Origin of the sequence: Priestia sp. FSL H7-0729 (assembly GCF_038005685.1) — a bacterium.
In the GTDB taxonomy this organism is placed as follows: Bacteria; Bacillota; Bacilli; order Paenibacillales; family Paenibacillaceae; genus Paenibacillus.
The window spans coordinates 1-14643 of record NZ_JBBOTQ010000022.1 but is presented as its reverse complement, the minus strand read 5'-3'; the positions used below and the strand labels follow the sequence as shown (position 1 = coordinate 14643).

Annotated in this window: 14 protein-coding genes and 7 tRNA genes; 2 read left to right on the top strand and 19 right to left on the bottom strand. The window is 45.7% G+C overall.

All coding sequences use genetic code 11. From position 1 onward, the window contains the following. Nucleotides 1-48 precede the first annotated feature (48 nt). The 3 genes from secF to MHH93_RS26865 all read right to left on the bottom strand — a co-directional run bounded on the left by secF (nucleotide 49) and on the right by MHH93_RS26865 (nucleotide 2531). On the bottom strand, nucleotides 49-960 hold the full coding sequence (gene secF / locus MHH93_RS26875; RefSeq protein ID WP_500056509.1) for a protein translocase subunit SecF: 912 nt from the start codon (nucleotides 958-960) through the stop codon (nucleotides 49-51). Beyond that, nucleotides 950-2200 carry a protein translocase subunit SecD gene (gene secD, locus MHH93_RS26870; RefSeq protein WP_500056508.1) on the bottom strand — a complete coding sequence of 417 codons (1251 nt, stop codon included), beginning with the start codon at nucleotides 2198-2200 and terminating at the stop codon, nucleotides 950-952. Before secD ends, secF begins: the two co-directional genes overlap by 11 nt. A 91-nt stretch (nucleotides 2201-2291) precedes the next feature. Further along, a complete protein-coding gene (locus tag MHH93_RS26865) occupies nucleotides 2292-2531 on the bottom strand; it encodes a post-transcriptional regulator (RefSeq protein ID WP_036617497.1) in 240 nt (79 codons plus the stop codon). 227 nt (nucleotides 2532-2758) lie between these two features. Between MHH93_RS26865 and MHH93_RS26860 the strand changes: the two genes are divergently transcribed. Further along, complete coding sequence (locus tag MHH93_RS26860) at nucleotides 2759-4393, top strand: putative polysaccharide biosynthesis protein (RefSeq protein ID WP_500056506.1); 1635 nt, start codon at nucleotides 2759-2761, stop codon at nucleotides 4391-4393. A gap of 3 nt (nucleotides 4394-4396) precedes the next feature. On the opposite strand, the gene MHH93_RS26855 is transcribed toward MHH93_RS26860, so the two are convergent. Continuing rightward, a complete protein-coding gene (locus MHH93_RS26855; RefSeq protein ID WP_500056539.1) occupies nucleotides 4397-5110 on the bottom strand; it encodes a YetF domain-containing protein in 714 nt (237 codons plus the stop codon). 226 nt (nucleotides 5111-5336) lie between these two features. Between MHH93_RS26855 and MHH93_RS26850 the strand changes: the two genes are divergently transcribed. Next, nucleotides 5337-5729, top strand: coding sequence for a TIGR04086 family membrane protein (locus MHH93_RS26850; protein WP_017686772.1), 393 nt, complete (start codon nucleotides 5337-5339; stop codon nucleotides 5727-5729). 127 nt (nucleotides 5730-5856) lie between these two features. On the opposite strand, the gene yajC is transcribed toward MHH93_RS26850, so the two are convergent. From yajC to MHH93_RS26775, 15 genes are all read right to left on the bottom strand, one after another. Further along, the gene (gene yajC / locus MHH93_RS26845; RefSeq protein WP_336765272.1) at nucleotides 5857-6171 is read right to left on the bottom strand and encodes a preprotein translocase subunit YajC; all 315 of its coding nucleotides are present in this window, start codon (nucleotides 6169-6171) and stop codon (nucleotides 5857-5859) included. Nucleotides 6172-6238: 67 nt separating this feature from the next. Continuing rightward, nucleotides 6239-7375, bottom strand: a complete 1137-nt coding sequence (gene tgt / locus MHH93_RS26840; RefSeq protein ID WP_500056505.1) for a tRNA guanosine(34) transglycosylase Tgt — start codon at nucleotides 7373-7375, stop codon at nucleotides 6239-6241. A 43-nt stretch (nucleotides 7376-7418) separates the two neighbouring features. Continuing rightward, on the bottom strand, nucleotides 7419-8447 hold the full coding sequence (queA, locus tag MHH93_RS26835) for a tRNA preQ1(34) S-adenosylmethionine ribosyltransferase-isomerase QueA (protein WP_500056503.1): 1029 nt from the start codon (nucleotides 8445-8447) through the stop codon (nucleotides 7419-7421). Nucleotides 8448-8454: 7 nt separating this feature from the next. Beyond that, a complete protein-coding gene (locus MHH93_RS26830) occupies nucleotides 8455-10557 on the bottom strand; it encodes a SpoIID/LytB domain-containing protein (protein ID WP_500056502.1) in 2103 nt (700 codons plus the stop codon). 104 nt (nucleotides 10558-10661) lie between these two features. Continuing rightward, nucleotides 10662-11672, bottom strand: a complete 1011-nt coding sequence (ruvB, locus tag MHH93_RS26825) for a Holliday junction branch migration DNA helicase RuvB (protein ID WP_421891918.1) — start codon at nucleotides 11670-11672, stop codon at nucleotides 10662-10664. A gap of 54 nt (nucleotides 11673-11726) precedes the next feature. After that, complete coding sequence (ruvA, locus tag MHH93_RS26820; RefSeq protein ID WP_500056500.1) at nucleotides 11727-12341, bottom strand: Holliday junction branch migration protein RuvA; 615 nt, start codon at nucleotides 12339-12341, stop codon at nucleotides 11727-11729. Next, nucleotides 12338-12841 carry a crossover junction endodeoxyribonuclease RuvC gene (gene ruvC, locus MHH93_RS26815; protein ID WP_017686765.1) on the bottom strand — a complete coding sequence of 168 codons (504 nt, stop codon included), beginning with the start codon at nucleotides 12839-12841 and terminating at the stop codon, nucleotides 12338-12340. Before ruvC ends, ruvA begins: the two co-directional genes overlap by 4 nt. Before the next feature lie 307 nt (nucleotides 12842-13148). After that, nucleotides 13149-13841: a BofC C-terminal domain-containing protein gene (locus MHH93_RS26810; RefSeq protein WP_500056499.1), complete on the bottom strand. Its 693-nt coding sequence runs from the start codon at nucleotides 13839-13841 to the stop codon at nucleotides 13149-13151. A gap of 166 nt (nucleotides 13842-14007) precedes the next feature. Further along, nucleotides 14008-14081: transfer RNA gene (locus MHH93_RS26805), tRNA-Pro, on the bottom strand. Between the two features lie 7 nt (nucleotides 14082-14088). Continuing rightward, nucleotides 14089-14167, bottom strand: a tRNA-Leu gene (locus tag MHH93_RS26800). A gap of 16 nt (nucleotides 14168-14183) precedes the next feature. After that, nucleotides 14184-14260 (bottom strand) — tRNA-Arg (locus MHH93_RS26795). A gap of 6 nt (nucleotides 14261-14266) precedes the next feature. After that, nucleotides 14267-14341, bottom strand: a tRNA-Gly gene (locus tag MHH93_RS26790). A 25-nt stretch (nucleotides 14342-14366) separates the two neighbouring features. Then, a tRNA-Asp gene (locus MHH93_RS26785) sits at nucleotides 14367-14444 on the bottom strand. 27 nt (nucleotides 14445-14471) lie between these two features. Beyond that, nucleotides 14472-14545 (bottom strand) — tRNA-Met (locus tag MHH93_RS26780). Nucleotides 14546-14562: 17 nt separating this feature from the next. Then, nucleotides 14563-14638 (bottom strand) — tRNA-Val (locus MHH93_RS26775). Nucleotides 14639-14643 lie beyond the last annotated feature (5 nt).

Here is a 14643-nt window from a genome sequence, read left to right as displayed (position 1 = left end):
TAAAGTTGCAAAACCGCGCCTGGGAGACGCGGCTTCACAATAAGATGTTTAGTTAGATTCTTTTGCAACAGCTGTTTTTGGCTTTTCTACTTGTTTACCTTTTAGCATCAGCCATAATGGAGCAGCGATATAGATTGAAGAATATGCGCCGAACAGTGTTCCGATCACCATCGCAAGTGAGAACATGCGGATGGATTCTCCACCAAATATGAACAAACAGATTGATGCTGCAAACACGGTGAATGTGGTATTCAGGGAACGTGTCATCGTTTGAGCCAAACTGCGATTGACTACCTCACGCAAGTCGGCTTTGCTTGTCTTTTTGGCGAAACGTAAATTCTCACGAATCCGGTCAAAGATTACGATGGTATCGTTAATTGAGAATCCGACAATGGTCAATACTGCAGTAATAAAGGTCAGATCCACTTCCAAGCGGAAGATGGAGAAGACACTTATTACAACAAATGCATCATGGAAGAGTGCGATAACGGCAGCCAAACCAAAGCGCCATTCAAACCGGATCGCAACATAGATCATGATCCCGATACTCGCAATGAGTACCGCGTAGATTGCGTTACGTTCGAGTTCTTTGGCCATCTCCGGATCAACCGTATTTACTTCATAGGAAGCTGATGCATCCAGTTTGGTAAATTCCTGTTTGAATTTACTCTCTTGGGTCTCATCCAATTCATTGGAGAAACGAACATTTACACGATCAGCACCCGGTGTAATGGTAACATCACCCTCATCAACACCGATGTCCTTAACAATAGGTTTAATCTGCTCCGCTGTAATCGCCTTGGATACCGTAATATCCACATTCGATCCAGCACGAAAATCAACCGCGTAATTCAAACCCAATGCCAGAATGCTGATGATCCCCGTAATCGTCAAAATAATCGAGAAGATATAGGCAATCTTACTGCCTTTAACATAATCAAAATTCCAATTAAAGCGCACGAATTTCACTCTCCTTCACTCCGAAGTACTTAGGCTTCTTCAACACGTTACCCCGTACAAGCAGGGTCAACAGGAAGCGGGAGAAGAAAATATTCGTAATAATACTGGTGACAATATCGAAAATCAGCACGAGTGCAAAACCTTTAACCGCACCTGTTCCCAAGAAGAACATAACAGCCGCAGCAATAATGGTTGTGATATTGGAGTCAATGATTGTTCGGAAGGAATGTTTACCACCCGCTTTAACCGAAGACAAGATCGACTTACCACTGCGCATCTCTTCTTTAATCCGTTCGTACGTGATGATATTGGCATCGACCGCCATACCTATACCCAGGATAAACGCCGCAATACCTGGAAGGGTGAGCACGAATTCTCCCATGTAGAAGATAGCAAGTACCAGCCACGTATGTGTAATCAAGGCAAAACTCGCAATAATACCAGGAATGCGATAAAGCCCAATCATGAACACTAGAATAATAACGGAACCAATCAATCCCGCTTTAATTGTCTGATCCAGAGAGAGCTTACCAAGTGTTGCACCAACACTTTGTGAATACTTCTCTGTAAGTTTCAGTGGCAATGCACCCAGGTTAATGGTGTCACGAAGCTGGTTTGCTTCATCACGTGAATAGGCACCTGAGATTTGGGCAGATCCATCTGTCAACTGTTGTTGAACTGTTGGTGCAGAAAGTAGCTGATCATCCAGATAGATAGCAAGAGGTTGTCCGATCAAACGTTTGGTTATCTCGGAAAACTTGGCTTTGTCTTTCACTTGGATGTCAATCATCGGCTGATTCAAACTTGTAAAAACAACTTTGGCTGCATTCTCAACAAATTCATTTCCGCGAAGTTCGATTTTGGTGTATTCGCCTTCCTTGTCATTCTCAGCTTTACTACGGAAGGTCAGAACAGCTGGTTCTTTCATTTTGGCTCTAACTTCAGCCTCATCCGTAACCCCTGCCAACTTCAATCGAATCCGGTTGCTTCCTTCAGTGGTTACCTCCGGTTCGCTTGTTCCGAGCGCATTGGCGCGGCTTTCAAGACTTTTGGCCGTTTGCACCAAAGATGCTTTGGTGACTTGTTGTCCTGCTTCGAGCGGCTCTGCTTCATATAAGATCTCGTAGCCTCCCTTTAAATCAAGGCCCAAGCGTATATTTTTGAGCAGTTCCGGGCTTGTTCCCACCATTACCCCTGTGGTGACAAGCACGACCAGAATGAAACTGATAATTCTTTTCATGCCGTTCCTAGATCCCCTTTCGTTCTCAATATTCCTATTATAGCGATGCCGTAAAAAGCAGTCAATTTTCAACAAAAAAGATCCCTTTCGTCTAGAAAGAGGACCCCCGGTATGCAGACACGGTCATAAAGTTCATAAAGCTTGTTGCTTTCAGTGACAAAATGTCGTTCACCAGCTGGTGAAGCGGTGGAATGCCCTGTTTTTCATATTTATGACTGACGCAATTCCAGACATCTTTGCTGGTGACATATTCGTAACCGACAAGCCTTAATTCCTCCGCCTTGCTGCGGCAGAGCATCTCTATTGACTGTTCCAACTCCACATCATTCATTTCTTCCAACGGGGAGCCTCCCTTCGTACATCCAAGCCTTTATGCGGCATCAATATTACATCATTCGACTTCGCGTGATCATATTCCTTCTTGCTGGTTATGGTTCTTTTTGTTAATCGTGTCCAAGTTGTCATGAGAAGATGAAGGACTGGCATAGGATGAAGAACAACGGCTTTGTCCCGTTTATGATGATAACCTGTACTTTCAACCGGGAAAGAGGGGTAGTCTTGAAGAAACAGACATTTATTCAGGGGGCCATGATCCTGCTCGCGGCAGGCATAATTAATCGAATACTTGGTTTCATCCCGCGTATTGCGCTGCCACGAGTCATCGGTGCAGAAGGTGTTGGCATCTACCAATTGAGCTATCCCTTTTTTATCGTACTGGTGACATTAATTACGGGTGGTATTCCGCTAGCCGTAGCCAAGCTCGTAGCCGAAGCTGACACTGGAGCCAATCGTTATTCCCCCCAGCGAATCCTGCAAGTAAGTTTAAGCTTTACGTTGACTCTGGGTGTGGTATTCATGTTTTTGTGCATCCTATTTGCACCTTGGGTTACCAAGTATGTGCTCACGGATGAGCGGGTGTATCATACGTTCGTCAGTATGAGCCCCATGATTGCCATTATCGCCGTATCAGCCGTCTACAGAGGCTACTTCCAAGGCAAGCAAAACATGATGCCTACTGCCATTTCATCCATTGTTGAAACGATTATTCGCATCGTCTGTGTCATTTGGTTTGCCTGGCTTCTCCTCCCCCACGGTATTGCACAAGCTGCTGCTGGTGCCATGCTGGGAGCGCTCGTTGGCGAATTTGGCGGTATGCTTGTACTCTTGTGGAAGTATAACAGACAGAAGAAAGAGTTACCGCTCGTTATGCAACAGAACATGTCCAATCTCACGACCAAACCTTCAGCCAAACCTTTAAACCCAATACCATCAGTTTTAGTGGAAAATGGTACTCCACAGCCTGGATTAATCCGGCGTTTGCTTGCAATCTCGATTCCTGTTACAGCAGGCCGATTGGTTGGTTCTTTATCCTATCTGGCCGAAACCATTGTCACTGCCCAGAGTCTGGCTCTGGCAGGCATATCGAAAGGAATCGCTACAGCACAATATGGTGCACTACAAGGTATGATTATTCCTTTGCTGCTGCTGCCAGGGGCATTGACTTCATCGCTTGCCACATCACTTGTGCCTTCCCTATCCGAAGCTTCTGCGCAGGGAGACCGCGCACTCATTCACAAACGAATGCATCAGGCCTTACGTTTGGCACTCGTGACAGGTGCTCCGTTTTCTGTGTTTATGTATGTGCTTGCCGAACCGATGTGTCTTGTTCTGTATAATGATGCATCGATTGGAAGCATGCTGAAGCTTATGGCTCCTTTTGCTTTGTTCATTTATATTCAAGCTCCTCTTCAAGCTGCATTACAAGCTCTTGACCGTCCAGGTAAAGCACTGCTGAATACATTTATCGGTGCTGTTATCAAAATTACGTTAATTTTAACGCTCGCTTCTCGGCCTGAATATGGCATCTTCGGTGCAGTCATCGCCATCTGTGTGAACTCTACTGTAGTTACCCTGTTACATGCCCAAAGCGTACGTAGTTTGCTACAGTTCCGCTTCAAAATTATGGATTGGGTCAAGACGGGTGCAGGAATGTTTATTATGGGAGCAGCCACCTTACTCGTGTACGAAGAGACTGCCATGATACTGCCATTCTGGCTCCGGATGCTACTCGCTCCTTTTGTCGGGCTTATTGTGTATTTCATCGTCATGGGCTGGACCAAAATGATTGACTTCCATGATCTGTCCCGCACTCCTTTGATAGGTTCATGGTTCAAGCGTCGGTCAGGCAAATGAATTTCATTTTTTATCATCTTTTGGACTTACATATATCTTACCGTTGTGATCGATGGAGCATATAAATACATCTTTGAAGTCCAGAATTCCGTTTTGTTGAATTTGATTTTTTAGCCAAAATCTCGTTTTCTGGATGATCTCCAGATTCTGATCCTGAACTTTACCGTCCATAATTAGGGGTAGTGGCAGGCCTTCATATTTGATATTTGGCAATCCGTCAATCTGATTTTTCTCTGCTTTGGATTTACTGGAAGAAGCACCTTTCGAATTAGAGCCTGAAGAATTGCTCTCGTTGGAAGCATTCTCATCTTTGGGAAAAACGGTCAACTTACCCGTGGTCTCCAAAATAGCGAAATCAACCTCACCGATACTGTCTACATTCTGTTCACGGAGTTGCTGTAATAAATCATCCAGGTTATATCGTTGCTTCCGCATCTCATCTCGGTGAAGAACACCTTTGGAGATCAAAACAGTAGGTTTGCCATCAATCATCAGGCGAAGCCGCCGACTTTTGAGACCAACAAATGCCATCCCGATCTGCACAATAATCAAAGTCAGCATGGGGGCAATCCCATGGGATAACGGTTTATCAACATCCTCAATGACAAAAGAAGCCATTTCAGCAAGCATAATGGACACGACAAGATCAAACATGGATAGCTTACCAATCTCACGTTTACCCATAACCCTCATTGCACAGTACACCAGAAAATACATGAGAATGGTTCGAAAGATATGTGATCCGACATCTGGGAAGTTCACAACAGGGGCCTCCTTCGAAACTGAGTTTTTAACAGTTAGCTGGTAGTGCAATCCCTATTTTGACCTGAACCTTACAGCCTCATGCAGAAATAAACCGTTCATTTAATGGAAATCAGTTCATAAGTCCGAAGGCTTGACCATACACTGTATTAACTTCAAACTTGTACAAGGGGGTTGCTTCATGCAATTGATCCGCCGCTTGGTTTCGTTTCGAGTGTCCAATCCGATTCTGTCAGGCCTCTGTCAGGCTTTTGTATGGATGTTTATCGGAGCATTGATTCTCTCCCTTTTTCTCTGGATGAGCGGAATGCGGGAACAGGACCTCTCGTTGTATACCTATGTTGTTCATGGGTTGTCGTTATTGGTTGGTGGTTTTGTCGCAGGCAAACGCTCTGGAGAAAAAGGGTGGTACTACGGAGGGATTACCGGAATTGTATATGGACTCCTCGTGCTATTGATTGGATTTCTTGCACTGGATGCTTCGTTTAATTGGAAAGATAGTTTACAACTGCTTAGCGCTTTCTTCATTTCAGCTCTCGGTGGCATGTTCGGCGTGAATACGCATCGTTCCTAGCTAACCGCTGAAGAGCAACCGACCTTTCCCTCACATAACAAAAAAGAGAACCGGGTCTCCAAGGAGATCCGGTTCTCTGCTAGGGAATACGCCACAAACGCTCCCTCGTTATTTTATGTTACAGTAACTATTCAACAGCCGTGTCACGAGCTACAGCCGTGCTGATTGCATTACGATCAAACGTCAATTTAGTTACATCGTTTACACGCAATACAACCACATCATCCGTAATCTCAGCGATCGTACCGTGAAGGCCACCAATCGTTACAATTTTATCGCCCTTTTTCAATTGGCTTAGCATGGAATTCCGTTGCTTTTGCTTTTTGTTCTGTGGACGAATCATCAAGAAGTAGAAGATTGCAACCATGAGTACCAAAGGTACAATCAAAGATACAATTCCACCGCCTGCTGGTGTTCCTGTTAAAGGCATTCCCTGAAACATTCAAACTCCCCCTTATCGACTATACATACAGATATTGCTTGTTACGCCGGTTCCCTCAACAACTCAATCAGAAACCTTTGTCATTGTCATGAAGACCATATTGATCGAAAAATTCATCCCGGAAATCAAGCAAACGATCTTCCATAATGGCTTTACGTACGTTACGCATCAAATTCTGCAAGAAATGAAGATTATGGATCGTTGTCAAACGCAGGCCAAATGTTTCATCTGCTTTGATCAAATGACGCAGATAAGCTCTGGAATAGTTACGACAAGTGTAGCAATCACACTCTGGGTCAAGTGGCCCAAAATCAGTTGCAAACTTGGCATTGCGAACTACCAGACGTCCTTGGCTGGTCATCGTTGTTCCGTTACGGGCAATCCGAGTAGGCAGAACACAATCGAACATGTCCACTCCACGAATGGATCCCTCAATCAACGCATCGGGCGAACCTACCCCCATCAAATAACGTGGTTTATTGGTTGGCAACAAAGGTAACGTATAATCCAATACTCCATACATCAAATGTTTCGGTTCTCCAACACTCAGTCCACCAATAGCATACCCCGGGAAATCCATGGAAGTCAAATCTGCGGCGCTCTGACGACGAAGATCTTCATGCATTCCTCCCTGTAAGATGGCAAACAGACCTTGGTCATGCGGACGGGCGTGACTTTCGAGACAACGTTCTGCCCAACGGCTCGTTCTTTCGAGTGATTTTTTGACATATTCATATTCAGCCGGATACGGTGGACATTCATCAAACGCCATCATAATATCGGAACCAAGTGCATTCTGGATTTCCATGGCCACTTCTGGAGAAAGAAACTTCTTATCTCCGTTCAAATGGGAGCGGAAGTTAACGCCTTCTTCCGTAATTTTGCGCATCTCGCTTAGCGAGAATACTTGGAATCCGCCGCTGTCTGTCAGAATTGGACGATCCCAGTTCATGAACTTGTGCAATCCGCCAGCTTCACGAATAATTTCATGTCCTGGTCTCAGAAACAGATGATAGGTATTGCTCAGAATAATCTGAGCATCCATTTCTTTCAACTCTTCAGGGCTCATTGTTTTTACAGTCGCCTGTGTACCTACAGGCATAAAGGTCGGTGTCTCAATAATACCGTGAGGTGTATGCACACGCCCCAGACGTGCACCGGATTGTTTACAAGTTTTAATATGTTCATACGTAATTGCTGCCATTGGTTTTAATCATCCTCTAAAAGTTAATCGTTATACCGTTATACTAATATATCAACATGGCATCGCCGAAGCTGAAGAACCGGTATTTCTCTTGGATGGCTTCCTCATATGCCTGCATAATATGTTCCCTGCCTGCAAGCGCACTAACCAACATAACCAGCGTAGATTTCGGGAGATGAAAATTCGTAAGCATCCCATCGATCACTTTGAAGGAATATCCTGGATAAATAAAAATACTGGTCCATCCGCTGCTCGCTTGCAGTATTCCATTTTCAAATTTGCTGCCTACTGTTTCCAACGTCCGGCAGCTCGTAGTCCCAACCGCAAACACACGGTGTCCATTCTCTTTGGTCTGGTTAATCAGGTCTGCTGTTTCTTGTGACAAGGAGTAATACTCCTCATGCATGACATGATCTTCAACAACGTCAACCGACATTGGTCTGAATGTTCCCAGTCCTACATGAAGCGTGATGAAGGCCACATTAACACCTTTGGCACGAATCTGATCCAACAATTCATCCGTAAAGTGCAGTCCCGCTGTAGGTGCAGCCGCAGATCCTTCATGCTTGGCATACACGGTCTGATACCGTTCGCGGTCATCCAACGTCTCCTTGATATAAGGTGGCAACGGCATCTCACCCAGACGGTCCAGAATCTCTTGAAAGATTCCATCATACGTAAATGTAAGCGTACGTGCCCCCATCTCGCCCTCTTCTTCGATGATTGCCTTCAGTTCATCGCCAAATACGATCACCGAACCGGCTTTCAGCTTTTTCCCCGGCTTAACGAGTGCTTCCCACTTGTCGCCTTCCACATTTTTAAGCAATAACACTTCTGCTTTTGCTCCGGTATCTTCTTTTGTACCGAACAGACGGGCTGGAAGAACACGTGTATCATTCAGAATCAATGTATCGCCAGAATCCAGAAAGTCGATAATATCAGGAAACGTTTGATGATTAATCTCGCCACTATCTTTGTTCAAAGTAAGCAACCGGGATGCCGTGCGATCAAGCAACGGCGTCTGTGCAATCAATTGCTCTGGTAATTCAAAATCATATAAGTTCACATTCATTTTAGTTTCATTCCTTAACAATAGTCGCATTTTGATAATAGTGTTTCAATATTGCCTGGTAATCATACCCTTCATCTGCCATGCCTTTGGCTCCCCATTGAGACAAGCCCAATCCGTGACCATTGCCCTGACCGATGAACATGTATGTCTGACCCTGCGTTACTGCCCTCGCTTGACCATCACCACTCATAACTACAAGTGCACTACCGGATGACGTTCCTGTGCCAGAAGAAGACAAAACAGAGGCACCATTTGAGCCGGTTTTACTGGCTGTTTTGCCGTCAGCGCCTAATACAGTATAACTTCCGGTCCCTGCAATATCAAATAAAGTGCTCGGTAATCCACCCAGCGCAGAACGGTAGGTATCAGCATATTTCACCGTCATAGCCTGTCCGTTGGCAGTGACTTCAAGTGCTCTTCCGGAAGGTCCACGCTTGGTTACTTCCAAGGTTGAAATTGAAGCAGGAACAGATGCTGTCGTTTTACCCTGAAGAGATTTAACCAACTGAGCTGAAGTGAAAGGTCCTCTCACCCAGGCGTAGTCATTGGATTGAGCCACTTTTGCCAGTACAACAGCTTCGTTACCTGGATTCATTTTGGCTACGGGTTCAACGGTGGATTGAATTAACGGAATGGGACGTACATTGGTGTTCTGAGCCGTTACGGTCACTTTGGCCAGTCCCGCATTGGTCTTGGTCGTTAATTCTTTGATGTTATCCTCACGAATGTACCCGCTAACGCCTGAACTCAGCAGCACATGGTACCACGTATGTAATCCTGCCTGGGCTGATGTATCCCCTGAGCTAACTACATTGGTGAACACACCTGCTCCGCCGTTCCATACCTCAGAAGGATGAGCCGTCTGTCCGCCCGCATTGGAGGAGAATACAGCTTCGATGATTTTACCACCGCTCTTGACCACTTCTCCAGCCGTTGCATCCACTGCACTGGTTACTTTATCGTTCTCCGAACCAATCCCGTTATAGGCTTGGCTGAGAGTTGTATCTACGACATTTGCAATTTTGAAACGTTCACCCTGTTGAAGCGCATAGGATCGAGCAGCTACGGCTTGAACTTTCAGAGCCTCAGCAGGCCAGGAGGAATATACCTCTGCCCCTACGACAGAGTACAGGTATTGTTCCAGTGGAACGACATTGACCAATGCCAGATCACCGCTAACGATGCTGATTTCCATATCTCCACGATACGTCCGCTGCGAACGCTCCACTACTTTGATACCATTTCCATTTCCTTGTACCAGTGCTTTGGCTTCAGTACCTGCAATCGTGTAATGCGGAGCTGTTTTGAGTGCATCCGTACTTAATCCGGCATCTTGGCGAATGATGAGACCTGCGCTATTGTTAACAGGTGAAAGGCTTACCCCTGGAACTTTGGCTTCCACACTATTCTTCAATGTGGATAATTCTGCATCCGTTGAAGCTTCACCCACCCATACCGCATAGGCTTGACTTCCCCCACTCAGTTGAAGGACTGGATAGGCACTAACCCCTGTTGATAAAAGACTGGCTTGTGCTGCCTCTGCTTCCTGAATCGAACCATAGGTTCCAGCAGACAGGCGTTTACTTCCCGTTACTGCTGGCTTTTGACCCGCCAGTTGAGCTGCTGCTACCTTTTGTACTCGTGTAACAGCTTGTCCAGCCAGTGCCTCTGTTGCATAGTTGCCTGTGTAGAGCTGATAGATCGCATTTCCATTCAAAGAGGTGGTGAACAGCAATGGCTTATCCGCGGTTGCCTGCAACAATTTTGCTGCTGCAGATGCTGCCTTAAAGTCCGATGTTTCCAGCACCTTCACTCGGAATCCATCTGCACTGAAACGGACTTGTCCTGCCGGAAGGCTTACATTAGCACCACTCTCTGATTGGATACTCCATTGTCCCGTCGATTCAAGCGTAATAAGTGGTGTAGTTGATTTATAGGTACTGCCCAGATTCGCAAACATGGCTACCCGGATCGTCTGTCCATCATTTCCTGCTGCATAAGCGGGCACTTGCAGACAACCCACTGTCAAAAGAGCTGCCGCCAGTACCTTCAATCGACGACTCCACTTCTTCGTTCGTATTGCTTTTCCCACATTCAGACTCCTCTCCATGCAATGCCTTCACTTTATATCGGATTAACACACGTAATATTTCAATGTTTATGGTGAACCTTCAATTGGTAAACGTTCAAATCGTGGACTTTCACCAGGCTCGATTATTTCCCGTCCCTTGGTGGAATAGGCAGACCCAAATGATGATAGGCAAGATCTGTTACGATCCTCCCCCTTGGAGTACGCTGAATCATACCAATTTGAAGTAGATACGGTTCATAGACATCCTCAATCGTCTGACTTTCTTCACCGATTGTAGCAGCAATGGTATCCAAACCTACCGGGCCTCCCCGGAAGCTGTTGATCATCGATTTGAGCATCTTATGATCAATTTCATCCAAGCCACGTGGATCAATCTGGAGCCTTTGCAGTGCTTCTTCAGCCAATGTCTGCGTAATAATCCCGTCACCACGCACCTGTGCAAAGTCACGTACTCGTTTTAGCAAACGGTTCGCAATCCTCGGTGTTCCACGCGAGCGCAATGCAATTTCTTCCGCAGCATCTCCCACAATCTCCACACCCAAAATCTCGGTAGAACGTGAGACGATATAAGCCAGCTCATCAACCGTATAGAATTCCAAGCGACTGATAACACCAAACCGGTCTCGAAGTGGCGCTGAAAGCAACCCAGCGCGTGTTGTAGCCCCAATCAGAGTGAATGGTGGCAGATCCAGCCTAACGGAACGAGCACTTGGACCTTTACCAATCATTATATCTAATGCCGAATCTTCCATGGCGGGGTACATGACTTCTTCAACCGTACGATGCAAACGATGAATCTCATCGATAAACAGCACATCACCTTCCTGCAGATTGGTTAACAATGCTGCAAGATCACCCGGGCGTTCAATGGCCGGGCCTGACGTAGTTCGTAAATTAACGCCCAATTCGTTGGCAATAATATTGGCAAGTGTTGTTTTCCCCAGTCCAGGTGGGCCGTATAACAAAACGTGATCCAAAGCCTCATTACGGAATTTCGCCGCTTCAATATATATCTTTAAATTTTCCTTCACCTGATTCTGCCCGATATATTCATTCAGATACCGGGGACGAAGGCTCAACTCAACATTTTGGTCCTCCATCATCAGGTTCGCGGATATAATCCGATCATCCATGTTCATCCCTACCTTTTTTGCAGGCTACAGCTATTTTATATTATGCAGATTGTATTATCCCGTAAACAGCATTTGCAGCGCCTTTTTCATCAACACATCAACAGAATCCGCTGTAGTAACATCCTTTTTCAATTTGAGCCATACTTTATCAAGCTCACTGTCAGTATACCCAAGTGCCTTGAGACCTTCACGCGCCTCATCCCAGGCTGAACCGCTTCCTGCCTCTTCTGATGGAGGAGCGAACAAACCTGTTGCGTACGCTGCCGTGCCAAAACTATCCAGCTTATCCTTGAGATCCAGAATCATGCGTTGTGCAGTCTTCTTGCCGATACCTGGCAATTTGGTCAAGAATGTAAGATTCTCTTGGTAAATCGCTGTAACCACATGTTCTGGTGTACCTCCAGCGAGTATGCCCAGTGCCACTTTTGGACCAATACCGGATACTTCAATCAGTTTGCGGAACAGACGCTGCTCATCCCGTGTCACAAATCCAAACAGCAACATCGCATCTTCACGAACATGATGGTGAGTGTACACCGTAATCTCGCCTTCTTGCTTCGCAAATGCAAATGGATTCGGACAGAATACGCGATACCCTACACCATGAACATCCAGCACAATATAATCATTCTCTACATGAATGAACTGTCCTCTTAGAAAATCAATCATTTTCGCAATACCTCATTCAACTTGGAATTTAATGTATAGGAGTGCGCGTGGCACACAGCTACAGCCAATGCATCCGCTACGTCATCCGGTTTAGGAACGACTTGAAGACGCAAGAACATTTTGACCATCTCCTGTACTTGCTTCTTCTCTGCCTTACCGTACCCAACAACAGCCTGCTTGATCTGCATTGGTGTATACTCTGCTATAGGCAAACCCTTCTGTGCAGCAGCGAGTACCATGACTCCTCTGGCCTGACTCACAGACATCGCTGTTGTAACGTTCCGATTGAAAAAAAGTTTCTCCAGCGCTACTGCGTCCGGTTTGTATTTATCAATTAATTGCACCATACCTTCATAAACGTGAAGCAAACGTTCCTCTTCAGGGGTATGAGCCTCCGTCTGAATACATCCATATTGAACGGGCACCACCTTACTGCCGATTTTATCCACGAATCCAAAACCAACAATTGCTATCCCCGGGTCAATTCCTAAAAAACGCAAAACCATCTCTCCCTCACAAAAGCGAACATATGTATCGTTCATTTCATTATAACAAAAGATAGACCCTGCGGCAGGAAAAACTTTGTCTAACCCATTACTCGTCTTTATTCGTGCTTCTTTTCATGTTTATTCGTATTTTCCCATGTATTTCGATTCAAACGACAAAAAGGACATCTCTTCGATGTCCTTCACCACATTCCACTTAGTTTGGATTCTATCGCTTGGTTTCACGAGACACCACTGCCACCGTTCTTCAACCATCTAATTAGTACTTCAACATCTTAACGTTGTAAGTTAGGACAAAAGATTACCCGCCATTGCGGATTAAATGATGGTCTTCATCCACGGCATAGTCACTGAACGTAGAGATAACACTGTCATACTCATCCTTGTCCTGAATCCGGATCCCCTGCTGCAATTGCTCCAGCACCCCTTCAGGCAAAGAACTCTCCAACGTCCCCACATCCAATTGAAAAAACGTACGAATAACCTTCTCTTCTGCAGGCTTACCCTCATATAAATTAAGGTTTCCTACAGCATCTATGCTAATATAAGCCTGCTGCTTACAAAGTGCTGAAAGATCATCTACACGTTGCTTTAAATGCAGTTCATCTGATTTCCCAACGGTAGCATCCCATTCTGGATGTTGGGCCAATAGCATCTTCAACTGCGGTCTAGCCATCTTGCCTAACTGCTCTGTTTCCACTCCGCAGATGTACTGTGTTTCCAAAATCACACTGGTTAAATGATCTGGATCAGAATCAAGTTGCTCTACTAAAGCCTGAATCTCCTGTTCAGATCTTGTTTCCTCCATAACAGGTCCCATCACACTGGTTGCCTCACTAAAATTAGTTGTCAGCAAACGCTCAATTGCCGATGAGATAGACAACCCGCTGTAAGCTAAAATTGTAACTGCAAGCAAAGCTGCCGTCATCCATAACGTTCGTTTCCATCGTCGCCAGCGTCTCTTGAATTGTTTTCTGAAGTTAAACGTGTTCACATGAACCCCTTCTATCACTTTTTAAACCTATTGTGACCTAAAGGACGAAGCTTTATGCAAAACTTGTCGTCTTAAGAGGGAACCCTCATCTTCATGAAGCAAGGGAACGTAATAAAGATAAACATAAAAAAAGTACTATCTAATTATAGATAGTACTTTTTCGAGATCGGGATGACACGATTTGAACATGCGACCCCCTGGTCCCAAACCAGGTGCTCTACCAAGCTGAGCTACATCCCGTTATATATACCGGCGAGAGGACTCGAACCTCCACGGTTTCCCACTCGATTTTGAGTCGAGCGCGTCTGCCATTCCGCCACGCCGGCAAATTTAAAGTTAAAATGGCGCGCCCTGAGAGATTCGAACTCCCGGCCTTTTGATTCGTAGTCAAACGCTCTATCCAGCTGAGCTAAGGGCGCAAATAATGGAGCGGAAGACGGGAATCGAACCCGCGACCCTCGCCTTGGCAAGGCGATGCTCTACCGCTGAGCCACTTCCGCATGTGGTACTAACTAAGTATAAAAATGGCGGAACCGACGGGATTCGAACCCGCGATCTCCTGCGTGACAGGCAGGCATGTTAGGCCAACTACACCACGGTTCCAGATCACTTTCTCAAAAGAAAGTATAATTGCGGGGGCAGGATTTGAACCTGCGGCCTTCGGGTTATGAGCCCGACGAGCTACCGGGCTGCTCCACCCCGCGTCGTTATAAATATAATATGGTGGAGGCTGAGGGGATCGAACCCCCGACCCTCTGCTTGTAAGGCAGATGCTCTCCCAGCTGAGCTAAGCCTCCATTTA

What these genes read in the sequence shown, in the direction of transcription:
- secD (WP_500056508.1), bottom strand. Translation starts at nt 2,200, where the DNA reads ATGAAAAGAATTATCAGTTTCATTCTGGTCGTGCTTGTCACCACAGGG.
- MHH93_RS26865 (WP_036617497.1), bottom strand. Translation starts at nt 2,531, where the DNA reads ATGAATGATGTGGAGTTGGAACAGTCAATAGAGATGCTCTGCCGCAGC.
- MHH93_RS26855 (WP_500056539.1), bottom strand. Translation starts at nt 5,110, where the DNA reads ATGTATTTTCTGGTGTACTGTGCAATGAGGGTTATGGGTAAACGTGAG.
- MHH93_RS26850 (WP_017686772.1), top strand. Translation starts at nt 5,337, where the DNA reads ATGCAATTGATCCGCCGCTTGGTTTCGTTTCGAGTGTCCAATCCGATT.
- yajC (WP_336765272.1), bottom strand. Translation starts at nt 6,171, where the DNA reads ATGTTTCAGGGAATGCCTTTAACAGGAACACCAGCAGGCGGTGGAATT.
- tgt (WP_500056505.1), bottom strand. Translation starts at nt 7,375, where the DNA reads ATGGCAGCAATTACGTATGAACATATTAAAACTTGTAAACAATCCGGT.
- queA (WP_500056503.1), bottom strand. Translation starts at nt 8,447, where the DNA reads ATGAATGTGAACTTATATGATTTTGAATTACCAGAGCAATTGATTGCA.
- MHH93_RS26830 (WP_500056502.1), bottom strand. Translation starts at nt 10,557, where the DNA reads ATGGAGAGGAGTCTGAATGTGGGAAAAGCAATACGAACGAAGAAGTGG.
- ruvB (WP_421891918.1), bottom strand. Translation starts at nt 11,672, where the DNA reads ATGGATGATCGGATTATATCCGCGAACCTGATGATGGAGGACCAAAAT.
- ruvA (WP_500056500.1), bottom strand. Translation starts at nt 12,341, where the DNA reads ATGATTGATTTTCTAAGAGGACAGTTCATTCATGTAGAGAATGATTAT.